At 45.0% G+C, this 20,896-nt stretch carries 20 protein-coding genes; 15 read left to right on the forward strand and 5 right to left on the reverse strand.

The window, feature by feature from the left end; translation table 11 throughout:
- The first annotated feature begins 16 nt into the window (after positions 1-16).
- The 4 genes from R7E51_RS03405 to rplY all read left to right on the forward strand — a co-directional run bounded on the left by R7E51_RS03405 (position 17) and on the right by rplY (position 3,020).
- Positions 17-382 carry a PepSY domain-containing protein gene (locus R7E51_RS03405; protein WP_372008595.1) on the forward strand — a complete coding sequence of 122 codons (366 nt, stop codon included), beginning with the start codon at positions 17-19 and terminating at the stop codon, positions 380-382.
- Positions 383-458: 76 nt separating this feature from the next.
- Entirely contained in the window at positions 459-1,118 is a 660-nt protein-coding gene (locus R7E51_RS03410; protein WP_005378073.1) for a response regulator transcription factor, read from the forward strand.
- Complete coding sequence (locus R7E51_RS03415; protein ID WP_005378071.1) at positions 1,108-2,457, forward strand: ATP-binding protein; 1,350 nt, start codon at positions 1,108-1,110, stop codon at positions 2,455-2,457. Before R7E51_RS03410 ends, R7E51_RS03415 begins: the two co-directional genes overlap by 11 nt.
- 284 nt (positions 2,458-2,741) lie before the next feature.
- On the forward strand, positions 2,742-3,020 hold the full coding sequence (gene rplY / locus R7E51_RS03420; RefSeq protein WP_005378066.1) for a 50S ribosomal protein L25: 279 nt from the start codon (positions 2,742-2,744) through the stop codon (positions 3,018-3,020).
- 147 nt (positions 3,021-3,167) lie between these two features.
- On the opposite strand, the gene R7E51_RS03425 is transcribed toward rplY, so the two are convergent.
- Positions 3,168-3,683, reverse strand: coding sequence for a GNAT family N-acetyltransferase (locus R7E51_RS03425; RefSeq protein ID WP_206957353.1), 516 nt, complete (start codon positions 3,681-3,683; stop codon positions 3,168-3,170).
- A 750-nt stretch (positions 3,684-4,433) separates the two neighbouring features.
- Between R7E51_RS03425 and ushA the strand changes: the two genes are divergently transcribed.
- A complete protein-coding gene (gene ushA / locus R7E51_RS03430; RefSeq protein ID WP_005378064.1) occupies positions 4,434-6,122 on the forward strand; it encodes a bifunctional UDP-sugar hydrolase/5'-nucleotidase UshA in 1,689 nt (562 codons plus the stop codon).
- Positions 6,123-6,537: 415 nt separating this feature from the next.
- Positions 6,538-6,759, forward strand: a complete 222-nt coding sequence (locus R7E51_RS03435) for a hypothetical protein (RefSeq protein ID WP_005386686.1) — start codon at positions 6,538-6,540, stop codon at positions 6,757-6,759.
- A gap of 135 nt (positions 6,760-6,894) precedes the next feature.
- Here R7E51_RS03435 and R7E51_RS03440 read toward each other — a convergent pair whose 3' ends face one another.
- The gene (locus tag R7E51_RS03440; RefSeq protein WP_005378062.1) at positions 6,895-7,143 is read right to left on the reverse strand and encodes a DUF1289 domain-containing protein; all 249 of its coding nucleotides are present in this window, start codon (positions 7,141-7,143) and stop codon (positions 6,895-6,897) included.
- Positions 7,144-7,327: 184 nt separating this feature from the next.
- On the opposite strand from R7E51_RS03440, the gene R7E51_RS03445 reads away from it, so the two are divergent.
- The 9 genes from R7E51_RS03445 (at position 7,328) to R7E51_RS03485 (ending at position 17,614) form a co-directional block, all read left to right on the forward strand.
- On the forward strand, positions 7,328-7,774 hold the full coding sequence (locus R7E51_RS03445; protein WP_005378077.1) for an META domain-containing protein: 447 nt from the start codon (positions 7,328-7,330) through the stop codon (positions 7,772-7,774).
- A 435-nt stretch (positions 7,775-8,209) separates the two neighbouring features.
- Positions 8,210-9,370, forward strand: a complete 1,161-nt coding sequence (locus R7E51_RS03450) for an ABC transporter substrate-binding protein (protein ID WP_042522009.1) — start codon at positions 8,210-8,212, stop codon at positions 9,368-9,370.
- A 9-nt stretch (positions 9,371-9,379) separates the two neighbouring features.
- Positions 9,380-11,089, forward strand: a complete 1,710-nt coding sequence (locus R7E51_RS03455) for an ABC transporter permease (RefSeq protein ID WP_064376432.1) — start codon at positions 9,380-9,382, stop codon at positions 11,087-11,089.
- On the forward strand, positions 11,055-11,702 hold the full coding sequence (locus R7E51_RS03460) for an ATP-binding cassette domain-containing protein (RefSeq protein WP_042522013.1): 648 nt from the start codon (positions 11,055-11,057) through the stop codon (positions 11,700-11,702). The genes R7E51_RS03455 and R7E51_RS03460 overlap by 35 nt, the downstream gene beginning before the upstream one ends.
- The gene (locus R7E51_RS03465; protein ID WP_047100743.1) at positions 11,695-12,306 is read left to right on the forward strand and encodes a CDP-alcohol phosphatidyltransferase family protein; all 612 of its coding nucleotides are present in this window, start codon (positions 11,695-11,697) and stop codon (positions 12,304-12,306) included. The genes R7E51_RS03460 and R7E51_RS03465 overlap by 8 nt, the downstream gene beginning before the upstream one ends.
- Positions 12,307-12,429: 123 nt before the next feature.
- Positions 12,430-12,909, forward strand: a complete 480-nt coding sequence (locus R7E51_RS03470; protein WP_005386695.1) for a glycine zipper 2TM domain-containing protein — start codon at positions 12,430-12,432, stop codon at positions 12,907-12,909.
- A gap of 202 nt (positions 12,910-13,111) precedes the next feature.
- Positions 13,112-14,641, forward strand: a complete 1,530-nt coding sequence (norR, locus tag R7E51_RS03475) for a nitric oxide reductase transcriptional regulator NorR (RefSeq protein WP_206957355.1) — start codon at positions 13,112-13,114, stop codon at positions 14,639-14,641.
- Between the two features lie 174 nt (positions 14,642-14,815).
- A complete protein-coding gene (gene hcp / locus R7E51_RS03480; RefSeq protein WP_170890561.1) occupies positions 14,816-16,477 on the forward strand; it encodes a hydroxylamine reductase in 1,662 nt (553 codons plus the stop codon).
- Between the two features lie 81 nt (positions 16,478-16,558).
- Positions 16,559-17,614: a hybrid-cluster NAD(P)-dependent oxidoreductase gene (locus tag R7E51_RS03485; RefSeq protein ID WP_005386701.1), complete on the forward strand. Its 1,056-nt coding sequence runs from the start codon at positions 16,559-16,561 to the stop codon at positions 17,612-17,614.
- Positions 17,615-17,707: 93 nt separating this feature from the next.
- Here the strand turns inward: R7E51_RS03485 and R7E51_RS03490 are convergent, their stop codons facing one another.
- The 3 genes from R7E51_RS03490 to R7E51_RS03500 form a co-directional block, all read right to left on the reverse strand.
- On the reverse strand, positions 17,708-18,640 hold the full coding sequence (locus R7E51_RS03490) for a class I SAM-dependent methyltransferase (RefSeq protein ID WP_206957357.1): 933 nt from the start codon (positions 18,638-18,640) through the stop codon (positions 17,708-17,710).
- Positions 18,641-18,671: 31 nt separating this feature from the next.
- Positions 18,672-19,364, reverse strand: a complete 693-nt coding sequence (locus tag R7E51_RS03495; RefSeq protein ID WP_206957359.1) for a TIGR01621 family pseudouridine synthase — start codon at positions 19,362-19,364, stop codon at positions 18,672-18,674.
- Between the two features lie 82 nt (positions 19,365-19,446).
- A complete protein-coding gene (locus R7E51_RS03500) occupies positions 19,447-20,817 on the reverse strand; it encodes a sodium-dependent transporter (protein WP_042522154.1) in 1,371 nt (456 codons plus the stop codon).
- Positions 20,818-20,896 lie beyond the last annotated feature (79 nt).

A 20,896-nucleotide genomic window follows, 5' to 3' on the forward strand; every position in this document is an offset into this window, starting at 1 on the left:
CCTTATCACGACATTCATGTGTGCACCAAGTTTTGCCAAGCATGGCAACGAGTACACATCACAAAATGGCCACGCCATCGTGCAAGATGTCGAAAAGCCAGGAACACGCATCGAATTCGATGAAGATCAAGATGAGGTCTATCGCGCGGTTCAACAAGGATATATACGACCATTTTCGGAACTTTACGCCGCAGTAGAAAACGACCTATACGGCCGCATCATCAAGGTCGAGCTTGAAGAAGATGATGATGCTTGGGTGTATGAATTGAAAATTCTGTACAACAATAGCGTCCTGAAAGTTGAGTACGACGCCGCCACGCTGGAAATGCTTGAGATCAAAGGTCGCAGCTTTAACAAAGCGTTAAAGCCGCAAAACAACTAAACTTGTCTAATGCGTAATCCAGACGCGATGCGTAGCTTACTTCGATAAAAATCCAAACATAATAAGAATCATCAATATGAAAATACTTGTTGTTGAAGATGATCCTCGTTTAGGCGAGCAAATCATCGAAACATTAGAAAGTACCGGCTGGGTACCAGAACTGTCCCAAGATGGCATAGACGCTCTGTATCGCGCGACTTCGGAAGAATGGGACGCCATTGTTCTTGACCTCGGCTTGCCAAAACTGGATGGTCTTACCGTCCTAAAAGGCATCCGAGATGAAAACATTAATACTCCTGTCGTGATTCTAAGCGCTCGCGACACCCTAACGCAGCGAGTTGAAGGCTTAAACGCAGGTGCAGACGATTACCTAACTAAACCATTTGAAATGGTTGAGCTTATCGCTCGTATTCGTGCACAGCTACGAAGAGCCTCTGGTAATGCCTCTCCTGTGATGCAAATTGGCGACTTGAGCTTGGATACACGCACTTCTAAAGTCATGTGGCAAGGGCAAGCGGTAAGCTTGACGGCGCTAGAGTATAAAGTGGTCGCTTACTTTATGCATAACCCGGAAAAAGTGATTTCTCGAACCGAACTCGTCGAGCACATTTACAAACAAGACTTTGATCGTGACTCCAACACAATCGAAGTTTTTATCGGCCGAATTCGCAAAAAAATCGCACCAAAGATCATCAAAACTGTCCGAGGGTTGGGATACCAATTAAATGCCGAATAGAAACAGGCTACCGTTGAACGCAATAAAACGACTGAGTATCAAAAGTCGCCTCGTTTTAGCGGCGATCGTTTGGTTAACGGCAATGATCCTCGCCGCTGGTGTGACGATACCGACGCAGGTCTATAACTATATGGTTGATGACACTCGCTCACAGCTCAGCATTTTTATGGATGAAGTCGCCGCACAGTTAGAAGTCGATAACACCGGGCATCTTTCACTCGCAGCTCAGCTATCAGACCCTCGATTTAACCGACCTTACAGTGGTTTGTATTGGAGCGCCTCTACAGAGGCAAGCCTCGAACGTTCTCGTTCGTTGTGGGACAAAAAAATCGAATACAAAGGTTTGGATAAAGATGCGTATGGAGCAAGAGGCGAAAAACTAATTACGCTAGAAAAAGCGCTGTATCTTCCTGATTACGATGGTCCTATTCACATTATTATTGGTATTGACGAAGAGCCCATTAAAAATACCCTTCAAACGTTAATCGGCCAACTTTGGCTTATTTTGGGTTTATTATTCGCGGGCGTACTTACCGTCATTTTACTGCAAATTGCTTGGTCATTGAGTCCGCTTACAAAGCTACAAAAAGAATTAGCCGAGCTGAAGTCTGGTAATAAAAAGAGTCTAGAAGAAACCTACCCAAAAGAGATTTCTCCTCTAATCTTCGACCTCAACGCTCTGCTGTTCCATTACCAAGAATTACTAGAGAGAGCTCGCAATCATGCAGGTAACCTATCTCATGCACTTAAAACGCCACTTTCTGTTCTAAAAAATGAAGTTCAGACGTTAGAACCTGAGGCACAATCCCGTCTCCGAGCTCCAATCAATCAAATACAAGACCATATCGATTACCATTTGGGTCGTGCCCGTATGGCCGGATCGATGAACATATTATCAGTGAAGTCGAACCCAGCAGATCGTGTGGATGCTATCTCAATGGCGTTTGATAAAGTGTATGCGAGCCGAAGCATTACCTTAATTAATGAACTTGATTCAGAGCTGAATGTAGCAGTAGAGCAGACCGATCTCGATGAAATGCTAGGTAACTTGCTAGAAAATGGCTATAAGTGGGCCAACAGCATGATTCGTGTGCACTCCTCTCAGGATAAGGAAAATATACACATCATTATTGAAGATGATGGGCCAGGCATCCCTAAAGAGAAACTGAGTCAAGTAATCAAGAGAGGAGTTAGATTGGATGAAACAACCCCTGGCTCAGGTCTTGGTCTAAACATAGTCAGTGAAATGGCACACAGTTACCGAGGTCAATTAACATTGGATACAAGCGCTTTAGGTGGATTAAAAGCATCTTTAGTCTTACATCTCAGCCGAACATAAAGCATATAACACATAAACTTTGTTTTTCGGACCATGATCAGTAAACCGATGAAAATGAAGTCGATGTGAACAAAATCCAAGCAAAGCGTTAAAAGGGATAGCCTTCCACCCCGCTAAATCATACCTTTTTGTTGATTTGGATACGATTTGGGTTGCCCATTTATAAGTGGAATGATAGTATCCGCGCTCGCTTGAACAGTTCCTGTTTCAAGCTTTACCACGAACAACAAGGTCGCATTGTTGATTGTGAACATTTGATTTTTACTAATTTGAGAGTAAATACTATGAAATTCGAAGCAGTAGTACGTACTGAACTAGGTAAAGGTGCGAGCCGCCGCCTACGTCACGCTGGCAAATTCCCTGCAGTTGTATACGGCGGTGAAGAAGCAGCAGTAGCTATCGTTCTTAACCACGACGACATCGTAAACCAAATGGACAAGCCTGAATTCTACGAAGGCATCGTTCTAGTTATCGATGGCAAAGAAGTTAAAGTTAAGCCACAAGACGTTCAACGTCACGCGTTCAAGCCAAAAGTTGAACACATGGACTTCATCCGTATCTAATTCCCTACCAAGGAATTAATCGGATTAAATCCAAACCTTTTGCATAAAAGATAATCGGATTTACCAACCGAGACATCTACAAAATTTCAAAACCCCGGAGTCTTACCACCTCCGGGGTTTTACTATGTTTGGCATATAGCATTTGATTTATGAACGGGCAATATACTTCACTAAAGTGAGATCGGTCAGCCTCATACTCTCAATCACTTCCGACTCTTCCTCTCCAGTACGCACAAAACCACACTTCTTGTAAAAGTTAAGCCCCTGTTGATTAGTATCCAGTGCTTTCAAACTGATCTGCATAACTGACGTAGAGAGCAAACGTGTCTCTAACTCATCTAACAGTGCACTTCCTGCTCCTTGCCCATAATGTAGCGGCGTAACGTAGCAACATGTCACTAATGCCGTTTTATCTTCGCTGGTGTGGTTAGGTAACTCGTAACTTAAAAAGCCAACAATTTCTCCTTGCCTCTCAACTACGATCAATTGGGCCAGTTGCTCCGTCATCACTCGTGCCCACATCCTTTCTCGACGCTCAATCGTAAACTGCTCTATGTAGCTCTTTGGCATTAATCCTTTATACGCCACCTGCCAAGAGTCAACGTGTATCTTGGCGATTTGGGCTGCTTCCTTTTTGAGTGCGTCCCTTACTGTGTATCTCATAAGCATCCTTTATTAGCGTTCACCACTTACAAATTCTTTTAACCCTACCCTTTAAACCAAAGCTCAAAGATAACAGCTACAGTCGCAACGCTTTACATTAATCCATTTCATTTTCATTAATTAAATGATAGTTCACATCATAATATTCGAAGAAGAACGATCCATTATTTACTTTTCATTTTGACTCATTAGGTTGAATCTATTTGTTTAAACACTCGAGTGTCAAATGCGGAATAAGCACGATAAGGTATCGATGAGGATAAATAAACGATGCCTAAAGCATAAGGTTTCTAAACGATCGCAATTATAGTAAAGAGATAAATACAATTTTTGATAGAGTTAGGCAGAATAAAGCCATGATCAAATGAGTTTAAGTTCTGTGCTGTTCATTATGCATACAAACCGAACCCCTCATCATTAGAGCGAAAATTTATAACGATTTGTGTCATACCTATTAGGGAAAACATAAACTTGGCAAAATTATCACCAAAATCAGCGTAATACTTCGCAAAAATGCGCATTGATTCACACAAACAACACACATTCAATTAACTACCTCACAAAAAATAGAGCTAGCTATATAAAATAAATACTAAATACCAATTCTGTTTATTTATAGACGTAGTTTGCAGGCTTATTAATTCATTTCTCCGATAGAAGTATAAATAAGAGATAGATCACTAAAGTTTCACATTAATTCCGTATATTTCACGCCGTAACAATAACAAAATCACAAAGAAAGGATCCCTTATGAAGTTTTCCAAATCTCTTTTGGTAGTGGCAGTGGGCGCTGCGCTAGCAGGATGCGGCTCAGACAGCGACAATTCTCCAGTAACCTGCGAGACTGCAGATTCTTGTACTAAGTTCACCGTTCTCCACACTAACGATAACCATGGTCGCTTTTGGCATAACAGCGACGGCGAATACGGCATGGCTGCGCGTCACACTTTAATCGAATCTATCCGCGCAGAAGTCGAAGCAAAAGGCGGTGAAACCATTCTGCTATCTGGCGGTGATATTAATACCGGTGTACCAGAATCAGACATGCAAGATGCGGTTCCAGACTTCGTAGGGATGAACCTACTTGGTTACGATGCAATGGCTGTCGGTAACCACGAATTTGATAACTCACTAGATATTCTCGATATGCAAGCCGAGCTAGCTGACTTCCCTATGCTGGCTGCGAATATCTATAAAAAAGATACAAACGAGCGTTACTTCGACCCTTACAAAGTATTTACTATCAACGGCCTTAAGATCGCTGTTATTGGTCTAACAACGCAAGACACTGCGAAGCTAGTCAATCCAGACAACGTATCAAACATCCACTTCGAAGACCCTCAAGTAGAAATCAAAAAGGTACTGAAGGAAATCGAAGAGAACGAAAAGGTAGACCTAGTATTTGCAACAACGCACATGGGTCACTACGAAGATGGCAAAAACGGTAGTGAAGCACCAGGTGACGTTAAACTCGCTCGCTCTCTTGAAGAAGGACAGCTAAACGCTATCATCGGTGGTCACTCACAAAACCCTGTATGTATGGAACCAGGTACCAATGAGTATGCTGATTTCAAACCTGGGGATGATTGTGCCCCAGACCAACAAAAAGGCACTTGGATTATGCAAGCGCATGAGTGGGGTAAATATGTGGGTCGTGCTGACTTCGAATACTACGACGGCAAGCTTCATTTAGCGAATTACGCACTGATTCCTGTAAACCTTCTAGACGAAAACGATGAAGTTATCGGTGAACGAATTCAACAAGATGCAACGGTAAAAGCGTTACTACTGCCATACCAACAACAAGGTCAAGAGTTATTAGATGAGAAGATTTCTAATACGACGGGTAAGTTAGAAGGTGATCGTAACGTAGTTCGCTCTCAACAAACTAACCTAGGTCACCTACTCGGCGAGGCATACCGTACTTACAAAACGGTAAATGCTGACTTTGGTGTGATGAACTCTGGCGGCGTGCGTGATTCAATCCAAGATGGTGATATCACTTACCGTGACGTACTAACGGTTCAGCCATTTGGTAACTTCGTGACTAAAGCAACTATGACAGGTAAAGAAGTTAAAGAATACCTAGACGTGGTTGCGACGAAATCTGCAGGCTCTGGTGCTTACGCTCAACTAGATAACATCACTTTAGATGTAAATTGTGATGCTGGCTCAGTAACCATTACCGATATTAACAATAAAGGCTTCGATCTAGACGCAACGTACACATTCTCTGTAATCAGCTTCAGTGCTGCTGGTGGCGATAACTATCCAATCATCGATGTTCAATCTACACAGCTAACCGATGCATACGTTTTGCGCGAGTTCTTCGTAAACAACCCACAAATCTCTGCGGATAACTACAACAAGAACTTAGAGAACATCAAGTACTTCAGTAATGGCCAACCAGTAAAAGGTTGTCCTGCAACTGGTAGCTAATACTCAACACCTTACCCCTGGCGCTAAGAGCTTTTACAAGCAATTTCGTCAGGGCTTTCCTCAAAACCGAAGCTTTGTGCTTCGGTTTTTTATTTTCGATAAATTACTGAAAACTCTCCACCTTCACAATATGTTCAAAAATTGTTCATTTGTGTTATTGACGCCCCTGTATTGGGCTTCTATGTTTGATAAGGTCTTTTAAATATGCAGGTTCATCGGCTAAATTTCGCGAAACATTTTTAATCGCATAGTCAATGATTCTGAGAAAGATGTGAATGGCGTTACAAACACTGCTCTCAAACAATTTGTCTTTGGACTTCAAACGATGGTGATGTGCCTCCACGCGCACACTAATGAGCAGCGATCTGGACGTCAATGTATTCAAACTGCTGCCATCGAGTTCTGGAGGTCAAAAATGAAACGAGCCAGCAATAGCTACAGACTCCAAATGATCAAAGAAGTAGTTACCCGTAGAGAGCGTGAAGCTTGTACGGATCCTATGGCGAGATATATTCATCAACTGATGGATGAACGCCCAACAAGTAAATTAGATGTTGAATTCAATCATCGATTTTCAGGAAATCACTTCGACGAACAAGCGGGAGGCTGGGTTAGCGACCGTTGGTCGATGAAATAACGCCAATTACCGCTCTATAGGGAAAATGGATAGGAGATTCCCGGTTCTTAAAGGACACCTTGCCGGACCGGGAATATGTAAAAGCCTAATCAGAACCGAAAGCGAAGGCGTAACCCCACAGACTGAACAAGAATTCTAGAATAAGTCTTGTTGAGGCGATGACTCATCTTGAAGCTGTTCTGGCTTCGTCTTCCCTGCCAACATCTTTCTTCTGTACCTTTGACGACACAACTTAATAACGTGCAACTGCTGAGCGGGGGTTAAGTTAAGCCAATTAAACCTTTCCTCTCTCTTTCTCATACACCCCTTGCAATACCCTTTTTCATCGGAGGTACATACTCCAACACAAGGGCTTGGGACAGTAAAAAACTCCAGTTGCTCCATACTAAAACCGCTCTTTCCATATTAGGGCGTATTGGCCTAGTTTAAATAATGAGAAGATTAGTCAGCAACAAAACTTGCTATATACTTCGTTATGTCAAAAACATACGAAACCATAACCTTATGCTGACAAAAACAGTGTTTTATTACTTATACTTACCGCGTTTATAAAAACGGAGTCTATAAAATGAAGCTTAGCCTAAAAACGTTAGTTACAGCAATCTCTCTCCCTGTTCTTATGACTGCTTGTGCTAGCAACGGTGATGATGTGAAAGAAATAACGGCTCAAGATTTGCAGCACCACAACTGGGAACTTGTTCAAGTTGATGGCAAAAATATCGTTCTAGACGAACACCAAAAAGCGGCTCGCCTAGAAATCGGTGAAAATCTAACCGCAAACGGCAACGCAGGTTGTAACAACTTCTTCGGTCAAGCCGAGCTGAAAAACAACCAACTACGCATCGAAAAAATGGGCATGACCATGAAGATGTGTATGGAAGATCAAATGAAGATCGAAAACGCAATGACGCAAACACTATCTAACTGGAGCGATATCACGCTAACTAAAGATGGTCTTGTTCTGAAAAGTGCCGATCACGAATTGACGTTTACACTACGTGACTGGGTAAACTAATCCCAACTAAGTAAACCAGATAGTATCTTAAAGCAGCCAAACGGCTGCTTTTTTTATATCGATGAATCGTTAGTCATGCATGCCAAAGTCATTTAAATGGCCAACTTTCTTTCTCTTTTCGCCCTCAATTCCATGCTTTAAACATCAATTTTGCTCTGTAAAACAACCTATTCATATCTCTGCGGACAATAATTTTCAATTACTTGAAAGAATATCCTCAAACAAACGGTCCGCTCCTAAAATGACACCAAATTTGTCCCTTCTTCGTTTTGCTTCACATTGAGAGTAATTCTTTGAATCAATGAGTGATTCCGTTTGGGATTGGCATTGATAATAGAGAGAGATGAATTACTATCCTTGTAACAGAGCGGAACGACTTGCGAAAACATCAATAGAAACGAAAGCAAGCACCAAAAGACATAACACGGAATAGATATGAAAAAGCTACTCAGCAGCATTGGCATTTTAGCCACGACTTTTGCGACACCTTCTTTTGCCGATTCATCAGTGAATAGCGAATGGCAAAAAATCGAACAACAAGCCGACGGGCAATCCGTCTACTTTCATGCTTGGGGCGGAAGCCAAGAAATTAATCGCTACATACAGTGGGCGAGTAGAGAGCTAAAATCACGTTATAACGTGACGCTAAACCACGTTAAAGTAACTGATATTTCTGAGACCACTACTCGACTTATCGCAGAAAAAGCGGCAGGCAAAAACAGCGGTGGCAGTGTTGATATGGTTTGGATCAATGGCGAAAACTTCAAATCAATGAAGGATAACCAATTGCTATTTGGTCCTTTTGTCGAAGGTTTGCCAAGCTGGCAATATGTGGATAAATCTCTACCAATTGATGTGGACTTCTCCGAGCCAACAGAAGGCCTAGAAGCACCTTGGGGAGTAGGACAATTAGTGTTTATCCATGACGAGCAAACCCTCCATAACCCTCCAAAATCATTCGCAGAAATGCTGAGCTATGCAAAAGCGTTCCCGAATCGCCTGACTTACCCTCGACCACCAGAGTTTCATGGCACAAGCTTTATCAAAGCATTACTCATTGAACTGTCTAACAACGCCCCTGAGCTGCAACAACCAGTTACCGATGACACGTTTGAACAAGTCACTCAACCGCTGTGGTCTTATCTAGATGAGTTCCATAAAGTCGCTTGGCGCGGTGGTAAGCAGTTTCCAGGCGGTACAGCAGAAACCCTTCAGCTACTAGATGATGGTCAGACTGACCTGGCGATTACCTTTAACCCTAACGCGGTTTTCTCTGCGCAGTCGAGCGGTAATCTTGCAGAGAGCACCAAAGCGTACGCAATGGATGCAGGAGCACTCTCAAATATCCACTTTTTAGCGATTCCTTGGAACGCAAATGCCAGTGCTGGTGCACAAGTTGCGATAAACTTTTTATTGAGCCCTGAAGCACAGTCTCGCAAAGGTAACCTAAACATCTGGGGCGACCCTTCGGTGCTAAGCAACCAATACCTAACTGGTTCGGCCAAAAACACTCAACAATTCAAATCTATCGCTGAGCCACATCCAAGTTGGCAAGCGGCGTTAGAAAAAGAATGGTTGAAACGCTACGGGAATTAGTAAGAATCCATGTTAAGAGCGCTGTATTTAGTCATTATCGCAGTTTGTATTTTGCCTACCATTCCGGGACTACTTGGAGTGGTGGTCTCTGCGCTCGGTTATGTGCCTCCTATCGGCTTGCACCACTTTTCTTTAGATGGCTTTAACGCTGTTTTTGATTGGGAGGGTGTTTGGACATCCATCGGGCTTACTTTCTACTCTGCCATTTTCAGTAGCTACTTGGCTTGCTTGATCACATTTGCGATTTTGCAAGCCTCTTGGGGTAGCAAGTTTTGGCGAAAAATTGAAGTAAGCCTCTCGCCACTTCTTGCCATGCCGCACGTAGCATTTGCGATTGGCTTTGCGTTCTTGTTTGCCCCAACTGGTATGGGCGTTAGGGTTCTCAACCAACTGTTTGGTTACGACCCGAATGCACAAACGGTGAATGACTTAGCATTGCTGATTAAGGACCCACATGCACTCGGTTTGATCATCATGCTTGCGATTAAAGAAGTGCCGTTTTTATTGTTGATGAGTATTCCGATCCTTCAGCAATTGAAAGTCGATAAGGTTGAAAAAGTCAGTCACTCGATGGGCTACAGTTCCGCGCAAGCGTGGTGGAAATGCGTATTTCCGCAATGGTTAGCAAAACTTCGTTTCCCAATGCTGGCGGTATTGGCTTACAGTTTGTCCGTTGTCGATGTCGCCCTGATTATTGGCCCTACCAACCCACCCACGTTTGCGGTTTTGGTATGGCAATGGTTTAACGATCCAGATTTATCGCTCCTACCAAGAGCTGCCGCTGGCGCAGTAATACTGTTTGCGATCGCTAGCCTTTTGATTGGATTTGCACGCTTAATGGAATGGTGTATTACCAAAGGCTTCAAACGCTGGCAGTACTCTGGTCGAAACGGTTTTCGTTTACCCGGTAAAACCCTATTTTCACTGATTACCCTACTCGCACTTCTAATGATTCCACTCATGGTGGTGTGGAGCTTTGCTCAACGTTGGCGCTTTCCAGATTTGCTCCCAAGCCGTTACAGCCTGCGTTTTTGGGAATACGAATGGCACAGTATTCTTGGCACGCTGGAACAGAGCATGCTGATTGCCGTTATCAGCGCGACTGTCGCTCTAGCCCTTGCCTTGATCGCACATGAGTATCGCCTTCGTTATCGCTGGCAGGTGCCCGGTTACATCATCGCCATCCCAATGCTGATTCCTCAATTATCGGTGCTATTCGGTATGCAAGTAGTGACGCTGTACTTAAACAGTAACGCGTATTTCTTTTGGGTATGCTGGGCGCATGTGTTCTTCGCATTCCCATTTATTTACCTCTCGCTAGACGGGCCGTGGCGCAGCTTCGATAACAGCTTAACTCGCGTCGCACTCAGCTTGGGTAAAACACCGATGCAAGCTTGGTTAAAAGTGAAACTGCCAATCCTCCTGCCTGCGATTGCATTCGCGTGGGCTGTCGGTATTAGTGTCAGCCTAGCGCAATACCTACCTACATTAGTTCTAGGGGCTGGGCGCATTAGCACCATCACAACCGAAGCCGTTGCACTATCCAGTGGTTTTGACCGACGTGTCACCGCTATTTACGCCATTTGGCAAGCTCTGCTGCCATTCATGTTCTTCTCTTTTGCGATACTGCTTAGCCACTTGCACAGGAAGTATCGCCGCTTGTCTATAAAAGGTTTACTACTGAATGAGTCTTTGTCTCGAAAACCTCGCCATCCGTAAAACCAATGGCGACGCGCTTTTCTCGGCGTTCAATATGACCGTAGAAAAAGGTGAAATCGTTACCCTGATGGGGCCTAGCGGTTGTGGTAAATCCACTTTGTTGGATGCCATTGCCGGGCACCTATCCGCCGAGTTCAACTACTCTGGATCCATTACGCTTGATAACGAAAAGTTGGATGCCCTCCCTGCCCATAAGCGTCAGGTCGGTATTCTGTTCCAAGAAGATTTGCTCTTCCCTCATTTAACGGTGTGGGAGAACCTTGCCTTCGCGCTACCAAACTCAATCAAAGGTGAAGAGCGTAAAGCTCACGCCATGCAAGCACTGAAGAACATTTCATTGACCAAACTAGCAGAGTCCTTTCCTGACCAAATTTCGGGAGGGCAACGCGCCCGTATCTCATTGACTCGTATGCTGCTAGCAAAGCCGAAAGTTGCGCTACTTGATGAGCCCTATAGCAAGTTGGATAAAGACCTGCGTGTACAATTTCGCAATTGGGTGGTCGAACAATTGCAGCAAGCGAACATCCCTACTTTGATGGTAACGCACGATGAAGATGATATTCCTGATGGCAGCCGCTGCCTAAACTGGCCGTGGGAGACAAATCATGCTTGATAGCCTGAGTATAAAGCTCATCCGCAAACCGCTGGCACTCAGTGCGACATATATCGATAAATGTGGCATCACCGCAAATCAGACGACAGTATTTGGTTTTGTGCTTGGCTGTTTTGCCCTGCCGGCTTTGATCACCGAACAGTACTTGTTGGCGTTGCTGTTTATTTTGCTGAACAGAATCTGTGATGGGTTAGACGGTGCACTGGCAAGGATTCAAGGCATTACCGATGCGGGTGGTTTTCTTGATATCAGCTTAGATTTTTTGTTCTATTCGTTGATTCCTTTTGGCTTTGTGCTTGCCAACCCAGAGCACAATGCCGTTGCAGGCGCATTTTTGATTTTTTCCTTCATCGGCACTGGTAGTAGCTTTTTAGCTTTTGCCATCATGGCAGGAAAACAAGGCATCGATAATCCGGTATATAAAAACAAATCGCTTTACTACATGAGCGGCTTAACCGAAGGTACAGAAACCATTGGCTGTTTGGTTTTATTTTGTTTGCTACCGCAACACTTTGCCGTCATCGCGTATATCTTTGGCGCGGCATGCTGGTTTACCACTTTTACACGTATTTATTCAGGGTTTCATACGCTTAACGATCATTAATACTGCTTAGACAATCGCGTTTCCTTAAGGGACAGGCCGTTAAGCCACTGTTTTATAAAGCACCAAAACGCAGGTTAAATTGGGGTATATACTCTTTGAATGAAGAAACCATTCGGAGGCTATATGAAAAAACAGATCAATTTAGGCATGTTGCTCACCATTACTTGTGCGCTCGTGCTTGGCGGCTGTAGCTCACCTAACCCGTACGGAGATGCATACGGCTCATCCGACACTCGCAAAGTTCAGCAGGTTTACTACGGCACAGTAGAAAAAGTAGAACCCGTAACCATTGATGCCTCTACCCAATCCAATGCCATTGGCACCATCGCTGGTGCTGCCGTGGGCGGGATCTTAGGCTCAAAAGTTGGGGGCGGTTCTGGCTCGGATATCGCTGCCATTGGTGGTGGTCTATTGGGTGGCTATGCAGGCAGCAAAGCGGCTGAAGCAACCGCGAAAAGAAATGGCGTGAATCTGACCATTCGTTTAGAGGACGGAAAGATTATCTCTATTGTTCAAGAAGCAAATCCAAACATGATTTTCCAACCAGGCCAAGCGGTCCAAATCAATGTTTCTGGTAATGACGCCAGAGTCGTTCCTCGTTAATTCGGACGAACCAAACCTTTGGCCTGCTTTAATTCAAACACCTAACCCGCGCAAGCTTACATCACTGGCTTGTTAACTTGCGCGTTTCTTTTCGTATCAAACTTGATCGTCGTCAATGGAACATAAATCTCCCACACCTTTCGATGTTCAAATGACATCAAGTTGCTAGCATGAGCCCATTCCAGATAACTTTGGGCTTGTTATGACTCCGACTGTTGACCACGTACTCCTTAATATCGCGCTAAACCTCAGCTCAAATCGCTCTCACGAGCAGCAATATCAAAATCTCATTGATGGGGTCGCGCAAGTATTCCCATGTGATGCGAGCTGCCTGTTTATCTTCGATGAGGATGGTTTTCTAACTCCTGTCGCGGTAAAAGGCTTATCCAGCTCGGTCTTAGGTCGTCGCTATTTCCCCAAGGCGCACCCTCGCTTAGATGCCATTATTCATAGCGGTGAACCGGTGCGTTTCGATGTCGATTGTTCACTGCCGGATCCTTTCGACGGCACACTATTAACTGAAGACCAATGCATTGATGTTCACGATTGCATGGGCTTTAGCTTGTATGTCGAAGGCCAACTTGTTGGCGCACTAACGATGGATGCACTAACGGTGGGCGCGTTTGATGGCATCGATCCTGTCGCTATCGAAACCTTTGCGGCTTTGACCGCTGCGACATTGCGTAACATTGCTCAGTTAAAAGCGCTCAAAGCGCAAAACCAGAAGCAAAAAAGCGTCACTCAAACCCTTATCCAGCAAGCCCGTTCTCAACATGGCGAAATGGTGGGTTTGAGTCCACAGATCAACCAGTTACGAAACAACATTGCGACTGTTGCTCAATCAGATTACGCAGTACTTATCACAGGAGAGACCGGTACTGGTAAAGAACTGGTCGCGCACTCGGTACACGCGCAATCTCATCGTAGCGATAAGCCGATGATTTACGTCAACTGTGCGGCCCTGCCTGAAGGTCTGGCTGAGAGTGAACTGTTTGGCCATGTCAAAGGCGCATTTACAGGTGCTAATAGCCACCGTGCCGGTAAGTTTGAACTGGCAGACGGTGGAACGATTTTCCTTGATGAAGTGGGCGAACTGCCTATGATTTTGCAAGCAAAATTGCTGCGCGTAATTCAGCAAGGCGAGCTGCAACGTGTGGGTAGCGATCAGCATTTGATGGTCAATGTGCGCATCATCGCCGCGACCAATCGACAATTAGAAAAAGAGGTCGAAGCTGGCACGTTTCGAGCAGACCTTTTCCACCGTTTAAACGTATTCCCAATCCAAGTTCCCCCACTTCGTGCCCGTGACGGTGATATTCCCGTTTTAGCCGGATATCTGTTAGAAAAGGTACGCCAACAATTTAATGCGCCCAATCTTCACGTTCACCCTAAAGTGTTGACTCAACTGGAGTCTTTACCTTGGTACGGAAACGTACGCGAGCTCGAACACACTTTAACTCGCGCGGCTTTACACGCTATTCAACAAGGTGCAAGCACGATCATGCTTAACCATTTTGACACCTCACTGGCTCTCGATGATGTAAAAAACACATCGCATTATCTGCCTAAAGAAAGCCAACCAATGCGAGAGCTAATAGAAAGCTATCAACGTGATTTAATTGAACATGCTTTGAGCCAAACTGGTGGCGTTTGGGCAAAAGCAGCGGAGTTTTTACAAATGGATCGCGGGAACTTATATCGGATGGGTAAAAAGCTCGGGATCAATAAATAACCGACCACAAGAAGTCGATGTGATTAAGACATCAACCCCGTTGTCTTAATTACATCAACCACTCTCCTAAATCTGATAAAATTCAATATAAATCAACAAGATAATAATTGGCACACATTCTGCTCTCTAGTGGTCAACATCACGACTATTAAAACAATCACTGGAGAACCCAATATGTTCTGTATTCAATGTGAACAGACAATTCAAACCCCTGCTGTTAAAGGTTGTTCTTTTGCACAAGGTATGTGTGGTAAAACTTCTGAAGTATCTGACCTTCAAGACGTGTTGGTTTACACACTGCAAGGGGTTTCTTTTTGGGCATCAAAAGCACTTGAATTCAACATCATTAACGATGAAATCAACCAATGGGCACCAAAGGCATTTTTCTCTACATTGACGAACGTAAACTTTGACCCTGAACGTGTCCTAGAGCTAACTTCTCAAGCGGCAACGTACAAAGCATTGCTAAAAGAGCAAGTAATGTCTGCTGCAACTTTGTCAAACACCAACCTTACTGACATTCCTGCCGTTGCCAACTTCGAGCTACCAAACAGCGCAGAAGCGATCTTAGCTTTTGCTCCTCAAGTCGCGGTTAACCGTGGTAAAGACCAAGTACATGAAGATGTTATTGGCCTACGCCTACTTTGCCTATACGGACTTAAAGGTGCAGCCGCGTACATGGAGCACGCACGTGTTCTTGAGCAAACCAACAACGATATCTATGCCGAATACCATGAAATCATGGCGTGGTTGGGCACAGACCCTGAAGATCTTGGCGAACTACTTGATTGCTCAATGCGCATTGGCCTGATGAACTACAAAGTGATGGAAATGCTCGACCAAGGTGAAACAACGACCTTCGGCCATCCAGAACCAACCACGGTGAACGTCAAGCCAGTAAAAGGTAAATGTATTCTTGTTTCTGGCCATGATTTGCATGACCTAGAAAAAATCCTGCAACAGACCGAAGGCAAAGGCATTAACGTTTACACCAATGGTGAAATGCTGCCTGCACACGGCTACCCTGAGCTGAAGAAATACTCTCATCTTGTCGGTAACTACGGCAGCGCATGGCAAAACCAGCAGAAAGAATTCGCAAACTTCCCTGGCGCAATCGTAATGACGTCAAACTGTTTGTTGAATCCAAATGTGGGTCAATACGCAGACCGTCTATTCACCCGCAGTATTGTTGGCTGGCCTGGAGTGGCTCACATCGAAGGCGATGATTTTAGCCAAGTGATTGAATGTGCTCTAGCGCAAGACGGTTTCCAACACGATGAAATCGAACACCACATCACGGTTGGTTTTGGTCGCAATGCACTGATGAACGCCGCCCCTGCGGTTATCGACCAAGTGAAGCAAGGCAACATCAAACACTTCTTCCTAGTCGGCGGTTGTGATGGTGATAAAGCGGAACGCAGCTACTACACCGATTTTACGGCTGAAGCGCCAGAAGACACACTAATCCTGACGTTGGCGTGTGGTAAGTTCCGCTTCAACAAGAATACGTTCGGCGATATCAACGGCATCCCTCGCCTATTGGATGTGGGCCAATGTAACGATGCTTACTCTGCAATCCAGCTTGCACTTGCACTGGCGAAAGAGTTTGACTGTGACATCAATGAACTGCCACTCACGCTTGTACTTTCTTGGTTCGAGCAAAAAGCGATCGTTATCTTGCTAACGCTATTTGCATTGGGTGTGAAAGGCATTTACACAGGCCCTACTGCACCAGCATTCCTAACGCCAAACCTAATCGCCATCATCCAAGAGAAGTTCGATATGCGCAGTATTGGCAATGTTCAGGATGATCTAAAAGCCATCCTAGCAGCTTAATAAACTTGCTTGTTACGCGCCTCCTTACGCGGAGGCGCTATCTATTTCGAACCAAAAATAGCCACAACCAAAGAGATTGTTATGTTTTTTGAATGGCAAGGTAACCAACCCGTCACACTCCGTTGCATCGACAAATACTTCGAAACACACGACACCGTCAGCATCAAATTGGCCGAACTAACCGAATCACTTCTGTTTCAGTTTAAGCCTGGCCAGTTTATTAACTTGGGCGTCGAAATTGATGGAAAAATGGAGTTTCGTGCCTATTCAATCAGCTCGATCAATGAAGACGATCACCTTCAACTCACAATCAAACGAGTATCTGGCGGTAAAGTATCGAACTACATCGTTGACTCGCTGCTGCTCGGTGATACTGTTCAAGCATTACCACCAGCAGGCGAATTTAACTGCATCGACCATCCACCCGTGTTACGTGATGGCGAAACAAAAGCCTTGCTTATCAGTGCAGGTTGCGGCGTCACGCCCGTATTTTCGATGGCAAAGCACTGGCTGAGTAATCAAGATGAAAACGACAACGATGTGGACATCGCATTTCTTCATATTGCACGCAGCCCAGAAGAGACGATTTACTACGATCAGCTAGAAACGTTAGACGCCGTATATCCCAACTTCAATTTAAAGTTGTTGCTGAAAAACCGCGAAGGAACATCGCATCCACAAGGTCGTTTGAATGCCGACTGGCTTAAAGAGCTTGTTCCTGATTTCAAACAGCGCACCGTTTACCTGTGTGGTCCAAGCCAGTTTATGCAAGATGTTCACGGCTATTTGAATGACCTTGGTTTTGACATGACGAACTTCTACCAAGAGAGTTTTACGCCAGCGACTGGCGCAGAAACATCGGTCTCCGATGAAGTTGTTCGTGTTTCTGTTCCTGACTTTGCTCAAACCATCGATGCGCAAAAAGGTCAGGTACTGGCCGATGTGCTTGAAGGCGCAGGTTTACCATTAATCGTCGCTTGTCGTAGCGGCATTTGTGGCTCGTGCAAATGCAAGGTTCGTCAAGGCAGCATCTCTTCCACCAGCCTAGAAACATTAACGCCAGAAGAAATTGAACAAGGCTATGTGCTCGCCTGCTCATCAACCATCGAAGCGGATCTTGAAGTGCAGATTGGTTAGTTTTCCAAATACAAAAAAGCGCCGCGATACGTCTGTTTAGATGTTTCGCGGCGCTTTTTGTTTAATTTTTCTTCTATTGCGACAGAGAGTTTTTTAGCTGAATAGCAACACTTTCAATGCTGCTTCGCTGTCTACGTCCATAAACTCTGGCGGGTTATCCAGACGCTCACGGAATGTCAACTCTGGCGCTTCTTCTTTCATGCTTTCAATCAAGAAGTCGCTTGTCACAGATGGTGAGTTCACACATGCCATCACTTGACCGCCTTCTGCCAACAAATCCGGCAATCGACGTAGAATCTTTTTGTAGTCTTTAGTCAGCGCAAAGCTGCCTTTCTGGAATGAAGGCGGATCGATAATGATCAAATCATACTGACCAGATTTCTTAATCTTACCCCAAGATTTAAAGATATCGTGCCCCATAAAGCTTACCTGGTTGATGTTATGACCATTTAGCTTGTGGTTCTCACGACCTTTAGACAGCGACGCTTTCGCCATGTCGACGTTAACCACTTTATCTGCGCCACCCGCAATGGCAGCGACAGAAAAGCCACACGTGTAAGCAAACAAGTTAAGCACGTTTTTATACTTCGCATTTTCGCGTACCCAATCACGACCGTAGCGCATGTCCAAAAACAGACCGAAGTTTTGGTTGCGGCCAATATCCAATTGGTATTTCAAACCACTTTCTTCAACGACAGGGCGAGCGTCTAATTCACCGACAAGCACTTCTGAAGGCGCACCATCGGCATAACGGTGCTGAAGAACCATAGTACGACCTTGCTTGTCTGCCCACAGTGGTGATAGTGCCAACGCATTGAGGCCGCTTTTCAGCTCAGCGAGAAACGCGTCGTCGACTTCTTTAAACAAGTTGATGATCAACTGACCTTGTAACCAATCACAGGTAATTTGCTCTAAGCCCTCAAAACGACGGCCACGACCATGAAACAGTCGACGAATTTCGTTCGGAGCTTGCGCGAGCTCGGTTTCTAGATGCTGAAAAAACAGCGGAAGTTGTGATGCTTGCATCGAGTTCTCTTATTAGTTTTCTTTGTGACGGTTATTTGATCGTAGGCCAGTTCAGTTCCCAAGGGGAAAGCCAAGTATCCAAACCCTGAGAGACGATTTCACTGTGCCATTTGTTACCCAGCACTTGGTATTCTCGTGGGTCGCAAACAAAGCGATATTGCTCATCTCGGTATTGGAAGCAAAGTGAAAATGCATGCAGATAACCGCGATCAGCCTCATTGCCTGCATTGTAAATCGGGTCGCCAACAATACCTGAGCCAACCGATTTTAATGCCACGCGGATTTGATGCGTTTTACCAGTGTACGGCTTACATAAAAATAAACGCTCTCCGGGCTCTGCCGCAAGAGAGAAAAACTGGGTGACGGCTGGGTTATTTTTGCTGTTGACCAGCTTCCATGATGAACGGCGCGAACGCTCCATATCACCAACGACCAAACCTTGTTTCTTTTTCGGCTTTTTAGAGCCAATCGCCAGATAGAACTTTTCCACTTGGCGGTCAGCAAAAGCTTGCGATAACGTACTGGCCGCTTTGGCGTTGCGTCCGAGGAGCAGAATACCCGATGTCATTTTATCCAAGCGATGGATAAGATAGAGCTGCTGATCACCACTCTGCTTAGCAACTTCTTGCAGCAGCATTGTGTCGCCATCGTCTTTATGAACAGAGACGTTGGGATGCTTATTGATGATCAGAAAATCGGGATGGGTATGTAGAATATCGAACATAAAAAACTGGCTCCACGTTTGGAGCCAGCAGTATACATAAGTTATCGGACAAAGCTATCGAGGCTTGCCCCCAAGGTATTTGCTAAAGCTTCTTCGAGAAAATGCCAGCAAGACCAATGATTGCGATACCCAGCAGCATGATTTCACCTTTGCCACTATCAAAGCCAGACTTAATCCCCATGAAGGCAACAATAGCAATCGCAACAGGAATCAGGTATTTAACTAGGTTGTACCACAATCCAAATAGCGGGAAGGATACTTCGCCGTCATTAGTGATCTCTTTTTCTAGCTCAGCACGGCTTAGGCGCCATCCAGCAAAGATACAAACCAACATACCACCAACCGCTAGGAAGATTTTGTCCGTTAGCAAGTCGAAAATATCAAAGGCACCGGTACCAAACAGCGTTGGTCCCATTCCACCTAACGATAGTGACGCAAAAATACATAATGCCGCCATAACTGCGCTTGCAGACAGAACTGCGTTAGAGCGCTTCATGCCTTTCTCGTCAATTAGGTAAGACACGACAACTTCCAATAGTGATACTGAAGAAGTTAATGCCGCCACCGTCAAACCGATGAAAAATAGCAACGCGAATAGCAACCCAATCACACCGCCCATTTCAGCAAATAGCTGAGGAACGACAACGAATACAAGACCAGGGCCTGCTGCAGGCTCCATGCCAAAGGCAAACATTGCTGGGAACATAGCAACACCAGCAAGAATCGCGACACCTGTATCCATCGCAGTAACCATACCGGTTGTTTGAACTAGGTTCTCTTTCTTCTTCAGGTAAGAACCGTACGTCATCATACAACCCATACCTAAGCTAAGTGAGAAGAACGCCTGCCCTAGTGCAGCAAGAACTACGTTGCTGTCGACTTTAGAAAAGTCCGGCATGAATAAGAACTCAAGGCCAGCCATTGCACCTGGCAGCATCAAGCCTTTAACAGAAACAACGATTAGGATTAAGAACAGAAGCGGCATCAGAACCTTACCGGCTTTCTCAATACCACCCGAAATCCCTTTCATCACGATCATGACATTAAGGAACAGGTAAACACCCATCCACATCAAAGGTTGAATCGGATCTGAGATGAAACCGCCAAAGCTGTCGCCAATTGCTTCTGGCGCGCTGAGTAGACCACCGCCCACTTTAAAGATGTAGGCCAATGCCCAACCACCAACCACTGGGTAGAAGCCCATGATCAAAAGACCACTGAAGACTCCCATAACGCCAGTAAACGTCCAGCGTCGGTCAGTTGTTTTGAATGCACCTACGGCAGAAAGACCTGTCTTACGACCAATAGCGAACTCTGTCAGCATCACGCTAAAGCCGATAAAAATTACAAAGATAAGATAGATAGCAACGAATGCACCGCCGCCACTCTCACCTGCTGTGTAAGGGAATTTCCATATATTGCCTAAACCGACAGCGGAACCCGCTGCTGCCATTACGAAGCCTAGTTTAGACCCCCACGTATCACGTGGTGCTGCTGTATTAGTTGTAGCCACGCTTTTTCTCCAAAATTAG

Source organism: Vibrio sp. Vb1166 (assembly GCF_033338695.1).
Lineage (GTDB): Bacteria > Pseudomonadota > Gammaproteobacteria > Enterobacterales > Vibrionaceae > Vibrio > Vibrio alginolyticus.

Bases quoted from the DNA above. Each gene is read 5' to 3' on its own strand.
- R7E51_RS03440 (WP_005378062.1), bottom strand. From the start codon at position 7,143: ATGGAGCAACTGGAGTTTTTTACTGTCCCAAGCCCTTGTGTTGGAGTA.
- R7E51_RS03435 (WP_005386686.1), top strand. From the start codon at position 6,538: ATGAAACGAGCCAGCAATAGCTACAGACTCCAAATGATCAAAGAAGTA.
- R7E51_RS03425 (WP_206957353.1), bottom strand. From the start codon at position 3,683: ATGAGATACACAGTAAGGGACGCACTCAAAAAGGAAGCAGCCCAAATC.
- R7E51_RS03460 (WP_042522013.1), top strand. From the start codon at position 11,055: ATGAGTCTTTGTCTCGAAAACCTCGCCATCCGTAAAACCAATGGCGAC.
- R7E51_RS03445 (WP_005378077.1), top strand. From the start codon at position 7,328: ATGAAGCTTAGCCTAAAAACGTTAGTTACAGCAATCTCTCTCCCTGTT.
- R7E51_RS03490 (WP_206957357.1), bottom strand. From the start codon at position 18,640: ATGCAAGCATCACAACTTCCGCTGTTTTTTCAGCATCTAGAAACCGAG.
- R7E51_RS03500 (WP_042522154.1), bottom strand. From the start codon at position 20,817: ATGGCAGCAGCGGGTTCCGCTGTCGGTTTAGGCAATATATGGAAATTC.
- ushA (WP_005378064.1), top strand. From the start codon at position 4,434: ATGAAGTTTTCCAAATCTCTTTTGGTAGTGGCAGTGGGCGCTGCGCTA.
- R7E51_RS03415 (WP_005378071.1), top strand. From the start codon at position 1,108: ATGCCGAATAGAAACAGGCTACCGTTGAACGCAATAAAACGACTGAGT.
- R7E51_RS03485 (WP_005386701.1), top strand. From the start codon at position 16,559: ATGTTTTTTGAATGGCAAGGTAACCAACCCGTCACACTCCGTTGCATC.
- R7E51_RS03495 (WP_206957359.1), bottom strand. From the start codon at position 19,364: ATGTTCGATATTCTACATACCCATCCCGATTTTCTGATCATCAATAAG.
- R7E51_RS03450 (WP_042522009.1), top strand. From the start codon at position 8,210: ATGAAAAAGCTACTCAGCAGCATTGGCATTTTAGCCACGACTTTTGCG.
- R7E51_RS03470 (WP_005386695.1), top strand. From the start codon at position 12,430: ATGAAAAAACAGATCAATTTAGGCATGTTGCTCACCATTACTTGTGCG.
- hcp (WP_170890561.1), top strand. From the start codon at position 14,816: ATGTTCTGTATTCAATGTGAACAGACAATTCAAACCCCTGCTGTTAAA.
- norR (WP_206957355.1), top strand. From the start codon at position 13,112: ATGACTCCGACTGTTGACCACGTACTCCTTAATATCGCGCTAAACCTC.
- R7E51_RS03465 (WP_047100743.1), top strand. From the start codon at position 11,695: ATGCTTGATAGCCTGAGTATAAAGCTCATCCGCAAACCGCTGGCACTC.
- rplY (WP_005378066.1), top strand. From the start codon at position 2,742: ATGAAATTCGAAGCAGTAGTACGTACTGAACTAGGTAAAGGTGCGAGC.
- R7E51_RS03405 (WP_372008595.1), top strand. From the start codon at position 17: ATGTGTGCACCAAGTTTTGCCAAGCATGGCAACGAGTACACATCACAA.
- R7E51_RS03455 (WP_064376432.1), top strand. From the start codon at position 9,380: ATGTTAAGAGCGCTGTATTTAGTCATTATCGCAGTTTGTATTTTGCCT.
- R7E51_RS03410 (WP_005378073.1), top strand. From the start codon at position 459: ATGAAAATACTTGTTGTTGAAGATGATCCTCGTTTAGGCGAGCAAATC.